Genomic DNA, 14,020 nt, shown 5'->3' with positions numbered 1-14,020 from the left:
AAAGATGAATAAACAAGAAGCGATTGAATTGTTACGGGATGTGGCACAAAGAGCATTTTATCGTACAGGAAGACGTTCGGTGCCTATTGATAAGATTGTAGAACTCGTAAACCAAATACACGAACCTCAGAAAGTCGTAATACCGAAGTTCGTAGCGGAGTGGTACGAAAGAAATAAAGATGGCCTCTACCCCGCAATATATAGCACAATCACTGGAACGTATAGAAAACTAGACGGGGAGAACAATGATTTACTGGGTACGTTCGAAGGATGGCTTCTTTACGAATATAATTCAATTTTGACCCTTGTTCAGATGCATTTATTCGGCTACGAGATTGAGCAGGAGCAGTTGTACACGGTGGAATTATTTAATGGGCAACCGCTTGTGGAAGTGAATAATGTTTTGTATTTCAGTTCGGACTTAGCTGCTTCAAACGTTCATGTGAGCAAAGACAAGCTTGAATCAGCAGGCTTTGGTTGGGTGTTTGAGTGCGATAGTGTGAAGGTCGTGGAGTGGAGGTCGTAGATGAATGAAGAAGTAATGACTGAACTAAAAAAAATAATGAGTATTTTTCCAGATTCATTTTTGAATCGTAATTTTGAATTGATTTTGATACCAAAAACAAATACTTATTTTTTGACAGAAGATTGTCTAAGTAAACGGGATATTATTGCGAAGCTGTTGATGTGGTGTAGTCGAGATGCTTCTAAAGGTGCACCATTCAAAAACCGAACCAAAAATCTCTGCTTCCAAGAAGACAATCGAAGTTATCTAAACTACTACTTAGGAACCGAGTTTTCCAGAGAGGATATAGAGTTAATCTATCAAAAACTAGGGAATGGGGTCCGTCCTGCAATGACTTATGAGTTTATTGACGGTGGTTTTGATATGAAAATTTTGAAAGAGGTAGAGTGATGGGAAAATTCTTTATCGGGAGCTTTGAAAATAGATTGCATGATTTTCACAAAGGGCTTATTTCTGGGAATATATATAGCCGTCTACCAGGGAAAAATGAGGAGACATTAGCCATGATAAGTCTGTACCGTCATGGAGCGCCGTGGGCAAAACTAGAAGCTAAAATGTGGTTGCAAAAGGTAATGGAGGGGGTTTGAGTGATGAAAATTGAAGAAGTCAGAAAAACATTGATTGAAGTCATCAAGCATCTAGACGCTTATAGCGATAGAGAATTGGTGGAAATTAAAGGTGTTGCCGATAAGATGAAAGAGATGGCTATGTACGAAGAATTTTGTAGAGAAAATGAGTTAACGGATGGAAGGTATCATGAAAGGCATTAAAGTAATTGATGTTGGTAGCAACCCAGAAGAAACTCAATTTGGAACATGTGAACTTTGTTTCAGCTACGGAGTGGCAGACAATCCATACATGGTCTTAGAGTTTCCAGATGGAACGCAAGTTACATACGAGACGTATCATTGGGATTGGGGAGACTGTTTTGAGTACCGTGTAGCCAATATCGTTGATTTTTCTGCTTGGTTAAGCGAGCAAGATTTGGCAGACGAAGAAGTTGAAGATTTAAAAGGTGATGGCAAGCATGTGCTGATTCGCCTGATAGATGAGTATAACTGGCATTTGGAGGAAACAGATGAATAAACAAGAAGCGATTGAATTGCTACGGGATGTGGCACAAAGAGTATTTTATCGTACGGGAAGCCGTGCGGTGCATATTGATAAGATTGTAGAACTCGTAAACGAGATAGACGAGCCTCAAAAAGTCGTAATACCGAAATTTGTAGCGGAGTGGTTAGAGTATTGTAAATCTAATAAATTGACATTGTTGGGTGCTTTTGACCCAGTATCAGAACATGGTATTGGACTTGCTAACACCTTTACAGGGGAAGTATGGAAAGGTATAGATTGGGCAAAACGAAACCAAGACACATTCGCTCGTGCGTGGTTGGACGGTTACACAGTCGAACAAGAGAAACTGTACACGGTGGAGATACCGAATAATGGTGGAACATTGGTATTAGCGTGCATCAATCAAGCAATTAAATTAGTAGATGGTAACAAACACTTTCCCGGAAAATTTACCAAAGAATTGATAGAAAATGCCGGTTTTGACTGGGCGTTAAAATGGGCTAAGCCTGTGGAGGAGAATAATGGCGAATAAATATATCGAGTTACACATCATGAAGCATGCTTTGGAACATTATATCAATCGTGACGGTGCTTCAGACAAAGACATCAGACAAGAGAGAAAAGTATTAGATGATGTTGTTGAAAAACTTAAAAATTTTAAAGAGTATATCAAGTCGGGATGCACAGGAGGCTGCTAGATGGAATTGTTGGAGAAATAGAAATGAATAAACAAAAGGATTTTACAGACACAATAAACAGTTTAATACTACTTGCTAAACGCCAAGGGGTATCAACAAAAGATATATCAGATAAATGGCACACGTTCGGTGAGCTATATTATCACAGAATGATTCTGACATTGGCGCTCATGCGACAAAACAAGGATAAAGCATGGAAGTCGAAACAGCACCATGATGGCACAATGTTTGAAGATAGTTTTATTTGTGGAATCGATACACCAAAAGGGCAATATAGTTATCATTATGATTTAGAACATTGGGACTTATTCAATATTAAAGAATTAGAAAAAGCACCAGAATATGACGGACACAAACCAAAAGATGTCACAAGATTATTATCGTTGGAGGAAGAAAAATGACTGAAAAATTAGGAGTGTTACTGGTTGATGTTCCAGAGCCGAGTATGTGGGAGTATACCTATGTCGAATTAGATGAAGACAGAGGTATATTTAGTGTTGAAGACACCGTAGCAGTAGGCGTAGTATCTCAATTCGGATTTAAATGCACCCAAGAAGAAGCACAAAAATACCCACAATTCAGATGGGTAGCATTGGAGGAATTGAAATGATCAATAATGTTGTTTTAGTAGGTAGATTGACAAGAGACGTAGAGCTACGTTATACACCGTCTAATCAAGCCGTTGCGACTTTTACTTTGGCGGTTAATCGTAATTTTAAGAATGCAGCTGGAGACCGTGAGGCTGACTTTATCAATTGCGTGTTGTGGCGTCAGCAGGCCGAAAACTTGGCAAAATGGACCAAGAAAGGTCACTTGATTGGTATTACTGGTCGAATCCAGACACGGAGCTACGACAATCAGCAAGGGCAACGTGTCTATGTGACCGAAGTTGTCGCTGAGAGTTTCCAAATACTTGAAAATCGTGATTATGCAGCTAATCAAGCAAGCATGAAAGACCAAATGCCACCGAATTTCAGTGGTCCGACAATGGATATCGATGATGACGGATTGCCGTTTTAGGAGGGATTGAATGAGCCATGTTGAAATATTGTCGTCCGGCGAAAAAATCAGAAAGCGTGATGTTGTTGATGATTTGAAGGAGTTTATCAAGCGCTATGAGTTTTATGATGATGAATGCCATCGACCAAGAAAAGAGCTAATACCAGAAAATGGAGGGCGAAACAATGAATGGATACGAGTTCATGGCACAGCATCCATTTCTGACAGCATTTATTGTGTGGGTAACCTGCGCCTATTTCGCAGAGTGTATCAAGTATCTATCTGGTTACAAGGAGCAAAAAGGTGAACAAAAGAATCAAGAAGAAAAAAGCTAAGCAGGCACGACAACAAGAACTAGAACAGTTGGCACAAAATCCTGAACAGATCCGACAAGTTTTTAAGTCGGTAGGTACTGCCATTAGTAATGTATTTACAACCTTATCAGTAGCCTTTTGTAATGCAGCTGAACAATGGAAAAAATGGGGAGAGTAGTTTGACAAAGAAGACAGCAAGTAAGACAAGACGTGATTTCCTTGAGTTTGAGCTTGAGGCTAAGTATCTAAAAATTGATAAACTTATTGGCCAGCGCCGTCATGAACTGGAAAGAGCCTATGCAGTCAAAAACCTGACCATGCCAGGCATTGATGATTCAGGAGCTAGTCGCAGTGGAACTTCAACTAATACTTCTGAAGATCTAGTTGTTGCTTATGCCAATGATCCAATGATTTCGAAACTGGAAGAGTTCCAAAATGCGATATCAGAATTGTTAAAGGTACTTGAACCAGATGATAAGAAAATTTTCCATCTGAGGTGGGGAGAACATACTGGATATGACTGGATTCAAGTTTGGCACATTATGGAAAATGGTGAGACTGGCTATCTTTATAAGCATCGAAAGCAAATTTATAGACGACGCGAAGTTATATTGGACACTTTAGCAAAAATCCTTTTAATGTAATCTTGTCACAAAAACGTATAGAAGTGACAAAAACAATGTGTTATATTTGTATCATGAATAAAACTAACAAATAAATATAAAGTCACACAAATACGTGTGGCTTTTATGTTATTCTGGAAAGGAGGAACATGTGAACTTAGTTGAGCCAATAAGAGATAAAGATGACATTCAAGCAATGAAAGATTATTTGATTCATGATAGTGCCGAAAATCCAGATAGGCGTAGACGTAATTACATGCTCTTCCTTACTGGGATAAGCTCAGGTCTTAGGATAGGAGACATTGTTAATCTCAAAGTAAAAGATGTTCAAGGCTGGCATATTAGAGTCAAAGAACGCAAGACAAAGAAAATCAGAACATTTAGAATGACGAAGACTCTCAAAAGGGAAATGAGAGAATTCGTCAAAGATAAACCACATCATTACTATATTTTCCAAAGCAGAGAAGGAAATAACAAACCACTATCACCAGAACAGTGCTGGAACATCATAAAAGAAGCTGCTGAGTTTTTGGGAATTGATAACATCGGGACCCATTCTATGAGAAAGACTTACGGCTATCATCATTACAAACAATTTAAAGATGTAGCAGCATTGATGGAAACTTTTAATCACGCAAGTCCAATGATTACGCTTAGGTATATTGGTATCAAACAAGACCAATTAGATGATCTAATGCGTAAATTTGACTTGTGATTTTTATTTTTAGAGTGCTAATTTGATATATCGTGGAAATACTAAACTGATAAAATGATAACTATTAAAACACTTGATTTAATAATGTTTTAGAAAGTGTAGTGAATTTGAGAGAATATAAGATATATCAAATTAAGAGAAGGGAGTGACGAAAAATGATTAACAAAGTTGCAGAAAAAAAAATCTCAGACTATCTGAATCAAAATAAGCAGTCGCTAGACGAAATCAATCAGCACTTCTATGATGTCATCACAATCAACCGGCTAACCAATTCAGAAGTCGCAGCATTATTTACCGGTCTCATGCGTCAAGTGTTGTCTTCAGAACACAACGTGAAGCTATTGGACAATCTTGGAATACAGGTTGGACAACTCAATCCGGAGCTTACAACTAAGATCCAACAGATACTCACAGAGGAATGGCTTGCAAATCAAGGGCTAATCAAATGAATCTGATGACTCCTGAAATACTCGACAGGTTAGTCGAGCTAATCAGAACTGACAAAGTCAAAGAGTTTTATTGGACCAAGGAATGGCGAATCATTCGAAAGGTACGTAGGCAGAGGGACAACAACGAATGCCAACGTTGTATGCGAGCAGGTCGATACACACCAGCAGATATGGTGCATCACAAGAAGGAAGTGCGACAGCATCCAGAGTTAGCATTAGAACTAGACAACACAGAATGTTTATGCAATCCATGCCACAACCGAGAACATCCGGAAAAGTTGAATGGCTATCATCGTCGAAAATTCGACAACGATGAACAGTGGTAAGCCCCCCGGGTCAAACCAAATGGCTTTTCTAAAGGGGAAACGTGCAACGGGAAGGGGTACCTCGGAAAAGATATCTAGCGAAATTTTATCAAGAACAAAAAAAACTCTCATGAAAGGAGAAATATGGCTGGTTTTTTAGAATACCCAGAATTTGACTGGGAACGCCCTTTGGTTGCTCAGAAACAATATGTTAAGTCTCGTGACGATTTACGAATCAAGCTGATTCGCATTTTGCAGGAGCGAAAAAAATATGAGGAGCCATTTAAAGATTTAGTTGAGCAGTATATTTCCCTGTGGGAGACATCTCAACTTTTAAGACAGGATATAAAGTTGAATGGCATACGTATTGGTGGTAAGAAAAATGATTCCGTATCTCTCCAAGTCAACGTCAATAAGCAGATGATGGTCATGCTTGAAAAATTAGGAATCGAAGCTAAAGAATTGAAGTCTGAGGATGGCGAAGACATTTAATTTTACTAGCGGAACTTCCCACATTGACGACTGGTTGAGAGATATTGTTACAGAGAAATATCCTGTCTGTAAGGAAATTAAGCAGATGGCGGATTTGGTAATTGCTGCCATTTCTGATCCGGAAATTTATGTTGATGTAAAAAAGGCTGATAGTGTTGTTGATTTTATCAACAAATATCGACCATATAAGCTACAGCCTCCGCAACGATTTATTCATGCGGCAGTTAATGCTATCCGTTGGAAGAGCGATGACAGTTTGGTATTTCCCGAGCTGTTTTTATTATGTGCTCGTGGATTTGGTAAGAACAGTATTGCTTCGGATGAGGCTTTTTTTAAAACTAGCAATCGAAACGGCATTCGCGAGTACAATGTGGATATTGTTGCCAATAGCGAGGCTCAGGCTAAGACCTCATTTGATGATGTTTATAACACGATCAAAGATCATGCTGTTCTGCAGAAGGCTTACAAGTTTTCCCAGACCTTAATTACTTTTATCAAATCTAGGTCTAAGATTAAGTACCATACCTCAAATGCACGGACCAAGGACGGTCTTCGTCCTGGTTTGGTTATCTTTGATGAGTTGCATGAGTATTTGAATTACGACAACATCAATGTCTATATCAACGCTCTTGGTAAGGTTGCGGATGCTTCTGTGATGTATCTAACGACGGATGGTAAGGTTCGTGGTGCGGTACTGGATGATTACAAGCAGACTGCTAGGGATATTCTTTCAACTTGTGACTATCGTGCTGGCATGTTACCGATTTTGGCTAAGATTGATGCGTTTGAGGAATGGGAAGATGAGCTTGCTTGGATAAAGGCTAATCCGATGTTACCGTACTTGCCAACATTGCTGAAAGAGTACAAGAAAGCCTACAAGCGTGCTTTACGTAGCAAGGAGTTATTCCTAGACTTTATTACTAAGCGATGTAATTTCCCTTTGGAAGACACGACGCATGCTGTTGCTGAGTGGGATGATATTGTGGCAGCAAGCAGACCGTTACCAGATGATTTGGAGGGAATGGAGTGTGTGGGTGCAATTGACTATGCGGATGTTCGGGACTTTATCGGTGTAGGTCTCTTATTTAGACGAGGGAAGATGCGGTATTGGTTACATCATACTTTTATTGTCTCAGAGGCTTTGAAAATCCAAGATTTTAAGATGGATTTTACAATTCCACAACATGAGGGATTGATTACAATAGTTCCTGGAAAGGTTATGGATCCTAAGTATGTGGCTGATTGGTTTGTGAAGATGGCTGAGAAGTACAAGATTGTCAATATAGCGATGGATGATTTCCGAAAGGCACCAGTCAAAGAAGCGTTTGAAAATGCTGGATTGCCTATAGAAGTGGTTCGTAGTGGAGCTATTACTCACTCAAGGCTTGCCCCTACGGTTGACATGATGTTTGCGAATCATGAGATTGTGTTTGGTGAAGACCGTATGATGCGGTGGTACACAAATAATGTCTATGTTGATGTTGATGGTAAAGGGAACAAGACTTACAAAAAGATTGATCCAGAGAGGAGGAAGACAGATGGTTTTATGGCTTTGATTCATGCGATGTCAATTGAGGAGCAGTTGGAACAGTTGGAGAAGAAGACTGTAAAAATCAATCGCAGATTGCGAAGTTTTACACGATAGGAGGTTTATATGTCTAAGCGAACTAAGAAAAAATATCGTCCCTTTGTTTTGATTGGGAAGACGCTTGATTATCTTAATGGGAAAGTGGAGCGGTTGTTTGAGCTTCAGTTTCGTACTGATAAGCGTTTTGAAGGGTTGGAGAAGCGTTGTTGCAAGAATGCTGAAAGCACTAACGCTGAATTTTCAGCTCATACGAAACGGATTGAGATGTTAGAAAAAGAAGTAGAACGATTGAAGCGTCCCTGTTTCAAGCGTAAGTAAGTCACTGATTAGAAAAGGAGGTGATCCAGTTGGGGTGGTTAAATAATTTCTTTGGTTTTTTCGCTCGCGATGGTACTGTGCAGAAAGTTAGTCGTAAGGAGTTGGAAGCAGCGGTTCGTCGGTCTGGTCAGCGGGTTCAGTTTATGGAATTTGCTCTGCAGATGTGTATTGACAAGATAGCCAATGCTTTGTCTTTGGCCAACTATGAGACTTACAACAAAGGTAAGATTCAGAAGGGTGATATTTGGTATCGGTTTAATTATGAGCCAAACCAAAATCAGACTCAGAATGAATTTCTTGCTGCTTTGATAGGTCAGATGGTCAAGAATTCTGACGGTGCTTTGGTTTTGATGCACAATGGTGAGTTCATTCTTGCGGAGAGTTTTGAAATTGATAAGAAAGCCTTTCGTCCAAATGTCTACAAGAACATTACTGTTGCTGGTGGACTACAGTTGAATGCGGTCTATCAGGAAGAGGATGTTCTGCACTTTACCATGAATGATTCTAAGGTAAAAGGTTACTTGGATGACCTGTACTCAGAATATGGGAAGTTGATTGGTGGAGCGATTCGCAATTACAACAGGGGAAACGCTTTGAAACTTGGTCTGAATATTGGTACCTTATTTGACCAGAAATACGGAAAGGCTGTTGTTGAGGTAGATGACGAAGGTAACGAGACAACGGAATATGATCTTATCATGGATGAGATGTATGAGAAGCGGTTTGCTGCTGTACTTTCTGATGAAGACTCAATCACTCCGTTAGAAGAAGGGCTTGAAATATCTAGCCTCGTTAAGACAAGTGCCAATACTAAGAGTGGTGCGGTAACTACTCGTGATATTTCCGATGTCATTATGGATGTTGTCCACTATGCTGCTGACGCTTTCTCGATTCCTCGTGGAATAATGAAAGGTGATGTGGCAGATGCAGAGGCAATTCGTGATAACTTTGTCAATTTCGGTGTACGTCCGTGGGCTGACGCAATTGAAACGGAAATTAATCGCAAGCTGTACGGCAAGAAACATCTGGCTGTTGGCTCAAAATTTAAGATACAGACGAACACAATCCTAGTTTACAGCGCAGAGAAATTTGCGTCGGCTGGTGAGGCTTTATTCAGAATCGGTGCTCTCAGTACAAACGAATTGAGGGATAAACTGGGAGAAGAGCCGATTGATGAACCATGGGCTGATCAATATTTTGTATCGTTAAACTATGCTAGGGCTGATGGCTCTGGTGGTAATCAAAAGAAAGGAGAAGTGGAAGCTAGTGACGAAACACATTCCGTTTAAGTTTGAGGCTTCTGTCTCAGATGATGATAAGGCTACGCTTTATTTGCATGGTACAGTTGGCGACTACTTGGAAGGGATTAACTTTAATGATGTCCGAAATGCTTTAGCAAGTTTCCAAGGAAATGAAATTGAAGTACATATCAATTCTTACGGTGGTGATATGTTTGAGGGAATTGCAATCAAGAATTTCTTTAGTCAGCGTAAAGAGACTGTGACGGTGATTATTGATGGTTTGGCTGCAAGTGCCGCATCTATCATTGCTATGGGTGCGGATAAGATTCTGATGCCCAAAGATACGCAGTTGATGATTCACAATCCATGGACATTCGCCTACGGTAATGCTAAGGAGTTGCGTAAGGTAGCTGATGATTTGGAAAAGGCCCAGGTATCTGTTGAAGAGACCTACCTTAAGCGTTTTAAGGGAGACAGAGAGGAGTTGAAAGCTCTTCTTGATGAGGAGACTTTTCTCACGGCTGATGAGGCACTCACATTGGGGCTTGCTGATGGTATTTATGGCGAAGATGAACCAGAAGAAGCGTCAAATAATGCTGAAACCAATGTCTTAGATAGCCTTATGGTTAAGTATGGGACTGATGAACATGAGGATAAGGGAAAGCGAAATATTGAACGCTTTGCCTTTTTATTTACACAAAAAAGAGGAGAACAATAATTATGTCATTGATTAACAACGATTTGAAGACAAACTTTGCTGAAGCTCGTGAACAATTGTTTGCTGCTTTGCGAACAGATAACGAACAGGAGCAGAAACAAGCCTTTGAAAACTTTGTTACAGGTTTGGAGGCTAATGTGTCTGAACAAGTTAAGGCTGCTGCTGCAGAGTTCCAAGAAGGGGTGCAAGATGAGTCTATCCTTGCCGAACGTGGACTTCGTCGGAAATTGACATCCGATGAACGTAAATTTTTCAGTGAAGCAGCTAAAAAACAAAAAATCACTGGTTTAGATCAGATGTTCCCAGAAACTATCATTGAAGATGTGTATCGAAATTTGGTACAAGAACACCCTCTGTTGTCTTTGATTGATATGCAGGTTGGCGATGTGAAAACTGCATTCATTTACGGTGACTCGACCAAGAAACGTGCCTTCTGGGGAACCATTCCTGCGGATATTCAACAAATTCTTTTGGATTCGTTCAAACGATTGGATATTTCTCAATCACAACTTTCTGGGTATATTGCAGTTCCGAAGGGGTACTACAAACTTGGACCATCTTGGTTAGCTAGTTATGTCATCACATTCTTGCAAGAAGTAATGGCAGCATCTCTTGAAGAGGCTGTTGTAAATGGTGATGGTAAAGAAAAACCTTTAGGCATGATGCGAAAACTATCTGGAGATTCTGGTGGTGTCTATCCGGAAAAACAGGCGATCGTATTAGCTGATTTGACACCGTCAACTCTTGCTGGTATTCGTGCCGCACTTGCCAAAGCTAAAACAGACAATGGCCAAGTAGCTGTGCTTGTTAATCCGATGACATATTGGGCAAAAGTCTTTCCAAAACTTGCATTCCGAACTGATGCTGGGGTATGGGTAACAACTCAGCTTCCAACAGGTGAAGCAATCATTCCGTTGCATGCTGTTACAGAGAACAAGCTTGTTTTTGGTGTGCCATATAACTACTTGCTAGTTGTCTCTGGCAGTGTTGAAATCCAAGAATACCGTGAGACTCTAGCACTTCAAAACCTTGATTTGCACATTGCTCAATTCTTTGGTAAAGGGATTGCCAAGAATGAAAATGCGTTCTTTGTGGCAGATATTTCTAGCGTTGAAGGTGCAATTATTCCAAGCTTGGAAGGTCCAGCTGCTATCGTCAAAGAAGATACTATTAATCCTAATGTGTCTATTTAGTGAAAGGGGAATAAAACATGGAATTGATTAAGGTTGAAGTAACGGAAGAATTTTTCGATAAGGTTGCTAAGATTGACCGTGCTGTTGGGGATGTCTTAGAGGTGGACGCCGAACGCCTCGAAACTCTCTTAGGAGAAAATAGCGAAAAGCGTGCATTTGTCAAGGTATTGGAAGAAAGTGAAGCTGAAACAGACTATAGTAAGTTGAAGACGGATGATATCAAGGCTTTACTGACAGAGAAAGGTATTGAATTTGACAAGGCAGCTAAGAAGTCTGATTTGATTGCTTTATTGACTGTTGCAGAGTAGCTGGAGGTATGTAGGTGAGCGAAGATTTGAGTAGTGTGCTTCTTGGACCAATAAAGTTGCACTTACGTGTGACTTGGGGAAGTCAAGATAGCGAGATTAAGGAATACATCGAAGAAGGGATAGCCTATATTGATGGTATCTGCGGTGAGTCAGACTACTCTGTATCTGGCTTGCCAAGGGTGCTGTTGAAAGCGTACTGTCGTCGGGCTTGGTCTGGGAATACTTCCATGTTCGAGGAAGATTACAGAAGACAGTTATTGCGTCTCCAACATGAAAATGGTGTGAGGCGATTGAGAGGAGAAGAGATATGAGTAAGCGAAGCGATTATCAACCTCTCAATGATGGACTGCTTGAGTATGGAGATTTGACCACTAAGCGGGATAAGGAAACAGCCAAGAAAATCGGCGAAGAGTTGACGACTAGGGGGAGATTGTACTTTGGTTACAAGTCTATTGTAGCCAAATATGATAGCTACCTGGTGTCAAATCTATCTGCAGTAGATATCAAGGTCCAATGCTATTGTGTGCAGGACTTCCAGAAGTCGCATAAGGTTCGGATAAAGGATGAACTTTTCGCGGTTGAGTCGGTGGATGTTGATAATAGGCAGGAGTTTATGTATCTATTTCTGAGAAAGGTAGGGTACTGGGATGGCGGAAATTATATCCAGACCTCTGGATCTAAGTAGGATTGTTGAGGTGATACGTGGGACTGGTTTTCCTTGTTTTGGGTTAAATATGGGGAGGGATGAGGTGGCAGAAAACCCGTCCTTCTTTCTGTACTCTGACGACGGTGGGTTGATCCCTGGTACCCATGCCAATCAATACAAGCGGGCTTTCACAGTCATGTTTGTTACTCGTGAGAGGGCTAGCTTTGATGATGTTGGTCTGATTGAGCGGTTGAAAGACTGTCGGTTGATTTTCGATAGCTCTGAAATTGACAAGGGTAACTTGGTTAATACAGATGAGCAGGTGACGGCTACGACGCTTAATTTTCACCAATTGATTCGGATAGAGAGGTAGTTATGGCTAACAAAGCTACTCTTGATTTTTCTGGTTCTACTAAGCTGGCTGAGGCTATGGCAAAGATTCCGAGTAAGTCGGAGGAGGTTGTCAATCGTGTCTTGCTTGTTAGGGGAACCAAGGAAGTGATGCAGGCTATCATTGGTTTTATGCCAATCAGCAAAAGAGAGAAGAAGCATGCTAAGTATTCTAATCCACTTAAAGAACGGATGTTTAATCTGGGATTTGACATTGTAGCTAAAGGTGGTGCTGCTAAGAATAAGGGGTCATTCGGTTATTTGGTCTTTCCCAACGAGGGAAGAGGGCCTCACAATCCAGTAGCTCAAGAGTTTTTTGAGCGTGGTCTAGCATCTCGGGAAGAAATCATCTTGGACTATGTGATTGATGAACTAGTCCGAGCACAACAAGAACTATTAACGATATAAGGAGAAATAAATGTCACAAACATTTGATGTATTGCAAGATTTTGAGCAATTTGAAATTACCAATGGTCAGTTTCGTCCCCTAACGAGTGGACAACTTGGTACAGCTGAGCGGTTGGGATGTACGGGTTCTATTTCGGTAGAAGCTGAAAGTAAGACTGTCACTAAGAAGTGTGAGGGGAATGTTACCAAGGAAGTCACAATTATTCAAAAATTGAACGCAACTGTCTCAATGCACATGCCTGTAGATATTTTGCGGAAGGTGTTTGGCTTGATCAATGATAAGTTGAAGCCTGGTGTCTATGGTCTTACGAGCAAGCCGAAGGTTTCTTCTGGGGCTCTGACGTGGGACATGTACGATTTGGGGCGTGAGAACCATAAATTGATTGCTTTTCCTAATATCTCTTGGACTAGTCCTTTCAAGATTAATGTGACAAATGGTGAGGAAGAGATTGCGGAAATTGAAACAACCTTCTCTGCTTTTGCGGATGAAAATGGCTTCTTCTACTACGAAGCAATTGAAGGAGATGGTGTTGCTACGGATGTGGTAAGCGGTTGGAACAAAACCTTCACACCAACATTAGTCAAGAAAGCAGATATTTAGGAGGGATAAGTAATGTCTGAAAAAATTACTGAATTGAAATTGTTGAATGGGGAGTCTGTCAAGATTCAGACTCCTATTAGTTTGTATGAATGGAAGAAGGCTAAAAAAGAGGGTCTGCTTACTCAAAATGCATTTGCTTCCGCAATGAAAAATGGTGGAGGAAATCCAAATATCAATGACAAAGATTTGGAAAATGCCCCATTTGTTGCCTATCGTGCAGCTGGCGGTTCTATGACAAAGGTTGAATTTGAGAAAGCTGTGGTCTTCGATTTACAAATTGCTGGACGTATTTATCAGCAAATTGTGCAGGGGAATGATCAGCCAAAAAAGGAGAAATCCAACTAGCGTTTGAAAAGAAGACGAAAAAAGGGAAGAGTAATGGTCGTGCACCTCGCATAAACTGGGAAAAGGTTG

At 40.5% G+C, this 14,020-nt stretch carries 29 protein-coding genes; all 29 read left to right on the top strand.

Going from position 1 to position 14,020, the window contains the following annotated elements; translation table 11 throughout:
- The first annotated feature begins 4 nt into the window (after positions 1-4).
- The 29 genes from ACPC58_RS01850 to ACPC58_RS01710 all read left to right on the top strand — a co-directional run bounded on the left by ACPC58_RS01850 (position 5) and on the right by ACPC58_RS01710 (position 13,951).
- The gene (locus ACPC58_RS01850; protein ID WP_434065071.1) at positions 5-526 is read left to right on the top strand and encodes a DUF1642 domain-containing protein; all 522 of its coding nucleotides are present in this window, start codon (positions 5-7) and stop codon (positions 524-526) included.
- Complete coding sequence (locus ACPC58_RS01845; RefSeq protein WP_434065070.1) at positions 527-916, top strand: hypothetical protein; 390 nt, start codon at positions 527-529, stop codon at positions 914-916.
- The gene (locus ACPC58_RS01840) at positions 913-1,113 is read left to right on the top strand and encodes a hypothetical protein (RefSeq protein WP_434065069.1); all 201 of its coding nucleotides are present in this window, start codon (positions 913-915) and stop codon (positions 1,111-1,113) included. The genes ACPC58_RS01845 and ACPC58_RS01840 overlap by 4 nt, the downstream gene beginning before the upstream one ends.
- 3 nt (positions 1,114-1,116) lie before the next feature.
- Positions 1,117-1,296, top strand: a complete 180-nt coding sequence (locus tag ACPC58_RS01835; RefSeq protein ID WP_434065068.1) for a hypothetical protein — start codon at positions 1,117-1,119, stop codon at positions 1,294-1,296.
- Positions 1,283-1,612, top strand: coding sequence for a hypothetical protein (locus ACPC58_RS01830; RefSeq protein ID WP_434065067.1), 330 nt, complete (start codon positions 1,283-1,285; stop codon positions 1,610-1,612). Before ACPC58_RS01835 ends, ACPC58_RS01830 begins: the two co-directional genes overlap by 14 nt.
- Complete coding sequence (locus ACPC58_RS01825) at positions 1,575-2,132, top strand: DUF1642 domain-containing protein (RefSeq protein WP_434065066.1); 558 nt, start codon at positions 1,575-1,577, stop codon at positions 2,130-2,132. The genes ACPC58_RS01830 and ACPC58_RS01825 overlap by 38 nt, the downstream gene beginning before the upstream one ends.
- Complete coding sequence (locus ACPC58_RS01820) at positions 2,122-2,298, top strand: hypothetical protein (RefSeq protein ID WP_434065065.1); 177 nt, start codon at positions 2,122-2,124, stop codon at positions 2,296-2,298. The genes ACPC58_RS01825 and ACPC58_RS01820 overlap by 11 nt, the downstream gene beginning before the upstream one ends.
- 23 nt (positions 2,299-2,321) lie before the next feature.
- Positions 2,322-2,699 (top strand): hypothetical protein, encoded by a 378-nt coding sequence (locus ACPC58_RS01815; RefSeq protein WP_434065064.1) that lies wholly within the window; start codon positions 2,322-2,324, stop codon positions 2,697-2,699.
- Entirely contained in the window at positions 2,696-2,908 is a 213-nt protein-coding gene (locus ACPC58_RS01810; protein WP_434065063.1) for a hypothetical protein, read from the top strand. The genes ACPC58_RS01815 and ACPC58_RS01810 overlap by 4 nt, the downstream gene beginning before the upstream one ends.
- Positions 2,905-3,318 (top strand): single-stranded DNA-binding protein, encoded by a 414-nt coding sequence (gene ssb / locus ACPC58_RS01805; RefSeq protein ID WP_434065062.1) that lies wholly within the window; start codon positions 2,905-2,907, stop codon positions 3,316-3,318. The genes ACPC58_RS01810 and ssb overlap by 4 nt, the downstream gene beginning before the upstream one ends.
- Before the next feature lie 10 nt (positions 3,319-3,328).
- On the top strand, positions 3,329-3,604 hold the full coding sequence (locus ACPC58_RS01800; protein WP_434065061.1) for a hypothetical protein: 276 nt from the start codon (positions 3,329-3,331) through the stop codon (positions 3,602-3,604).
- Entirely contained in the window at positions 3,601-3,789 is a 189-nt protein-coding gene (locus ACPC58_RS01795) for a hypothetical protein (protein ID WP_434065060.1), read from the top strand. Before ACPC58_RS01800 ends, ACPC58_RS01795 begins: the two co-directional genes overlap by 4 nt.
- A gap of 1 nt (position 3,790) precedes the next feature.
- Positions 3,791-4,255, top strand: coding sequence for a hypothetical protein (locus tag ACPC58_RS01790; protein ID WP_277837332.1), 465 nt, complete (start codon positions 3,791-3,793; stop codon positions 4,253-4,255).
- 130 nt (positions 4,256-4,385) lie between these two features.
- Complete coding sequence (locus ACPC58_RS01785; protein WP_434065059.1) at positions 4,386-4,949, top strand: site-specific integrase; 564 nt, start codon at positions 4,386-4,388, stop codon at positions 4,947-4,949.
- A 155-nt stretch (positions 4,950-5,104) separates the two neighbouring features.
- Entirely contained in the window at positions 5,105-5,398 is a 294-nt protein-coding gene (locus ACPC58_RS01780; RefSeq protein WP_228380146.1) for a hypothetical protein, read from the top strand.
- A 140-nt stretch (positions 5,399-5,538) separates the two neighbouring features.
- Positions 5,539-5,724, top strand: coding sequence for an HNH endonuclease (locus ACPC58_RS01775; protein ID WP_277837337.1), 186 nt, complete (start codon positions 5,539-5,541; stop codon positions 5,722-5,724).
- Positions 5,725-5,847: 123 nt separating this feature from the next.
- A complete protein-coding gene (locus ACPC58_RS01770; RefSeq protein WP_312248528.1) occupies positions 5,848-6,195 on the top strand; it encodes a terminase in 348 nt (115 codons plus the stop codon).
- Positions 6,179-7,840, top strand: a complete 1,662-nt coding sequence (locus tag ACPC58_RS01765; protein ID WP_434065058.1) for a terminase TerL endonuclease subunit — start codon at positions 6,179-6,181, stop codon at positions 7,838-7,840. Before ACPC58_RS01770 ends, ACPC58_RS01765 begins: the two co-directional genes overlap by 17 nt.
- Before the next feature lie 9 nt (positions 7,841-7,849).
- Positions 7,850-8,101 (top strand): hypothetical protein, encoded by a 252-nt coding sequence (locus ACPC58_RS01760; protein WP_434065057.1) that lies wholly within the window; start codon positions 7,850-7,852, stop codon positions 8,099-8,101.
- Positions 8,102-8,130: 29 nt separating this feature from the next.
- Complete coding sequence (locus ACPC58_RS01755) at positions 8,131-9,390, top strand: phage portal protein (RefSeq protein ID WP_434065056.1); 1,260 nt, start codon at positions 8,131-8,133, stop codon at positions 9,388-9,390.
- On the top strand, positions 9,368-10,060 hold the full coding sequence (locus tag ACPC58_RS01750) for a head maturation protease, ClpP-related (protein ID WP_434065055.1): 693 nt from the start codon (positions 9,368-9,370) through the stop codon (positions 10,058-10,060). The genes ACPC58_RS01755 and ACPC58_RS01750 overlap by 23 nt, the downstream gene beginning before the upstream one ends.
- 2 nt (positions 10,061-10,062) lie before the next feature.
- Positions 10,063-11,253 carry a phage major capsid protein gene (locus ACPC58_RS01745; protein ID WP_434065054.1) on the top strand — a complete coding sequence of 397 codons (1,191 nt, stop codon included), beginning with the start codon at positions 10,063-10,065 and terminating at the stop codon, positions 11,251-11,253.
- A gap of 17 nt (positions 11,254-11,270) precedes the next feature.
- Positions 11,271-11,561, top strand: coding sequence for a HeH/LEM domain-containing protein (locus tag ACPC58_RS01740; RefSeq protein ID WP_277837345.1), 291 nt, complete (start codon positions 11,271-11,273; stop codon positions 11,559-11,561).
- 14 nt (positions 11,562-11,575) lie between these two features.
- Positions 11,576-11,872: a phage gp6-like head-tail connector protein gene (locus ACPC58_RS01735; protein ID WP_277837346.1), complete on the top strand. Its 297-nt coding sequence runs from the start codon at positions 11,576-11,578 to the stop codon at positions 11,870-11,872.
- Positions 11,869-12,246, top strand: a complete 378-nt coding sequence (locus tag ACPC58_RS01730; protein WP_277837347.1) for a phage head-tail adapter protein — start codon at positions 11,869-11,871, stop codon at positions 12,244-12,246. The genes ACPC58_RS01735 and ACPC58_RS01730 overlap by 4 nt, the downstream gene beginning before the upstream one ends.
- Positions 12,247-12,310: 64 nt before the next feature.
- Positions 12,311-12,580 carry a hypothetical protein gene (locus tag ACPC58_RS01725; RefSeq protein ID WP_313166726.1) on the top strand — a complete coding sequence of 90 codons (270 nt, stop codon included), beginning with the start codon at positions 12,311-12,313 and terminating at the stop codon, positions 12,578-12,580.
- Between the two features lie 2 nt (positions 12,581-12,582).
- Positions 12,583-13,005: a hypothetical protein gene (locus tag ACPC58_RS01720; protein WP_313166728.1), complete on the top strand. Its 423-nt coding sequence runs from the start codon at positions 12,583-12,585 to the stop codon at positions 13,003-13,005.
- 10 nt (positions 13,006-13,015) lie between these two features.
- On the top strand, positions 13,016-13,606 hold the full coding sequence (locus ACPC58_RS01715; RefSeq protein WP_434065053.1) for a phage tail protein: 591 nt from the start codon (positions 13,016-13,018) through the stop codon (positions 13,604-13,606).
- A gap of 12 nt (positions 13,607-13,618) precedes the next feature.
- Positions 13,619-13,951 carry a hypothetical protein gene (locus ACPC58_RS01710; RefSeq protein WP_434065052.1) on the top strand — a complete coding sequence of 111 codons (333 nt, stop codon included), beginning with the start codon at positions 13,619-13,621 and terminating at the stop codon, positions 13,949-13,951.
- Positions 13,952-14,020 lie beyond the last annotated feature (69 nt).

Source organism: Streptococcus sp. VTCC 12905, assembly GCF_049893385.1.
Taxonomy (GTDB): domain Bacteria; phylum Bacillota; class Bacilli; order Lactobacillales; family Streptococcaceae; genus Streptococcus; species Streptococcus suis_AA.
The sequence above is the reverse complement of the archived record's forward strand: the minus strand, read 5'-3'. Positions and strand labels throughout refer to the sequence as shown.

Coding starts and splice junctions, on each gene's coding strand:
- ACPC58_RS01850 (WP_434065071.1), top strand. CDS start 5: ATGAATAAACAAGAAGCGATTGAATTGTTACGGGATGTGGCACAAAGA.
- ACPC58_RS01845 (WP_434065070.1), top strand. CDS start 527: ATGAATGAAGAAGTAATGACTGAACTAAAAAAAATAATGAGTATTTTT.
- ACPC58_RS01835 (WP_434065068.1), top strand. CDS start 1,117: ATGAAAATTGAAGAAGTCAGAAAAACATTGATTGAAGTCATCAAGCAT.
- ACPC58_RS01830 (WP_434065067.1), top strand. CDS start 1,283: ATGAAAGGCATTAAAGTAATTGATGTTGGTAGCAACCCAGAAGAAACT.
- ACPC58_RS01825 (WP_434065066.1), top strand. CDS start 1,575: ATGAGTATAACTGGCATTTGGAGGAAACAGATGAATAAACAAGAAGCG.
- ACPC58_RS01820 (WP_434065065.1), top strand. CDS start 2,122: ATGGCGAATAAATATATCGAGTTACACATCATGAAGCATGCTTTGGAA.
- ACPC58_RS01815 (WP_434065064.1), top strand. CDS start 2,322: ATGAATAAACAAAAGGATTTTACAGACACAATAAACAGTTTAATACTA.
- ACPC58_RS01810 (WP_434065063.1), top strand. CDS start 2,696: ATGACTGAAAAATTAGGAGTGTTACTGGTTGATGTTCCAGAGCCGAGT.
- ssb (WP_434065062.1), top strand. CDS start 2,905: ATGATCAATAATGTTGTTTTAGTAGGTAGATTGACAAGAGACGTAGAG.
- ACPC58_RS01800 (WP_434065061.1), top strand. CDS start 3,329: ATGAGCCATGTTGAAATATTGTCGTCCGGCGAAAAAATCAGAAAGCGT.
- ACPC58_RS01780 (WP_228380146.1), top strand. CDS start 5,105: ATGATTAACAAAGTTGCAGAAAAAAAAATCTCAGACTATCTGAATCAA.
- ACPC58_RS01775 (WP_277837337.1), top strand. CDS start 5,539: ATGCGAGCAGGTCGATACACACCAGCAGATATGGTGCATCACAAGAAG.
- ACPC58_RS01770 (WP_312248528.1), top strand. CDS start 5,848: ATGGCTGGTTTTTTAGAATACCCAGAATTTGACTGGGAACGCCCTTTG.
- ACPC58_RS01765 (WP_434065058.1), top strand. CDS start 6,179: ATGGCGAAGACATTTAATTTTACTAGCGGAACTTCCCACATTGACGAC.
- ACPC58_RS01760 (WP_434065057.1), top strand. CDS start 7,850: ATGTCTAAGCGAACTAAGAAAAAATATCGTCCCTTTGTTTTGATTGGG.
- ACPC58_RS01745 (WP_434065054.1), top strand. CDS start 10,063: ATGTCATTGATTAACAACGATTTGAAGACAAACTTTGCTGAAGCTCGT.
- ACPC58_RS01740 (WP_277837345.1), top strand. CDS start 11,271: ATGGAATTGATTAAGGTTGAAGTAACGGAAGAATTTTTCGATAAGGTT.
- ACPC58_RS01730 (WP_277837347.1), top strand. CDS start 11,869: ATGAGTAAGCGAAGCGATTATCAACCTCTCAATGATGGACTGCTTGAG.
- ACPC58_RS01720 (WP_313166728.1), top strand. CDS start 12,583: ATGGCTAACAAAGCTACTCTTGATTTTTCTGGTTCTACTAAGCTGGCT.
- ACPC58_RS01715 (WP_434065053.1), top strand. CDS start 13,016: ATGTCACAAACATTTGATGTATTGCAAGATTTTGAGCAATTTGAAATT.
- ACPC58_RS01710 (WP_434065052.1), top strand. CDS start 13,619: ATGTCTGAAAAAATTACTGAATTGAAATTGTTGAATGGGGAGTCTGTC.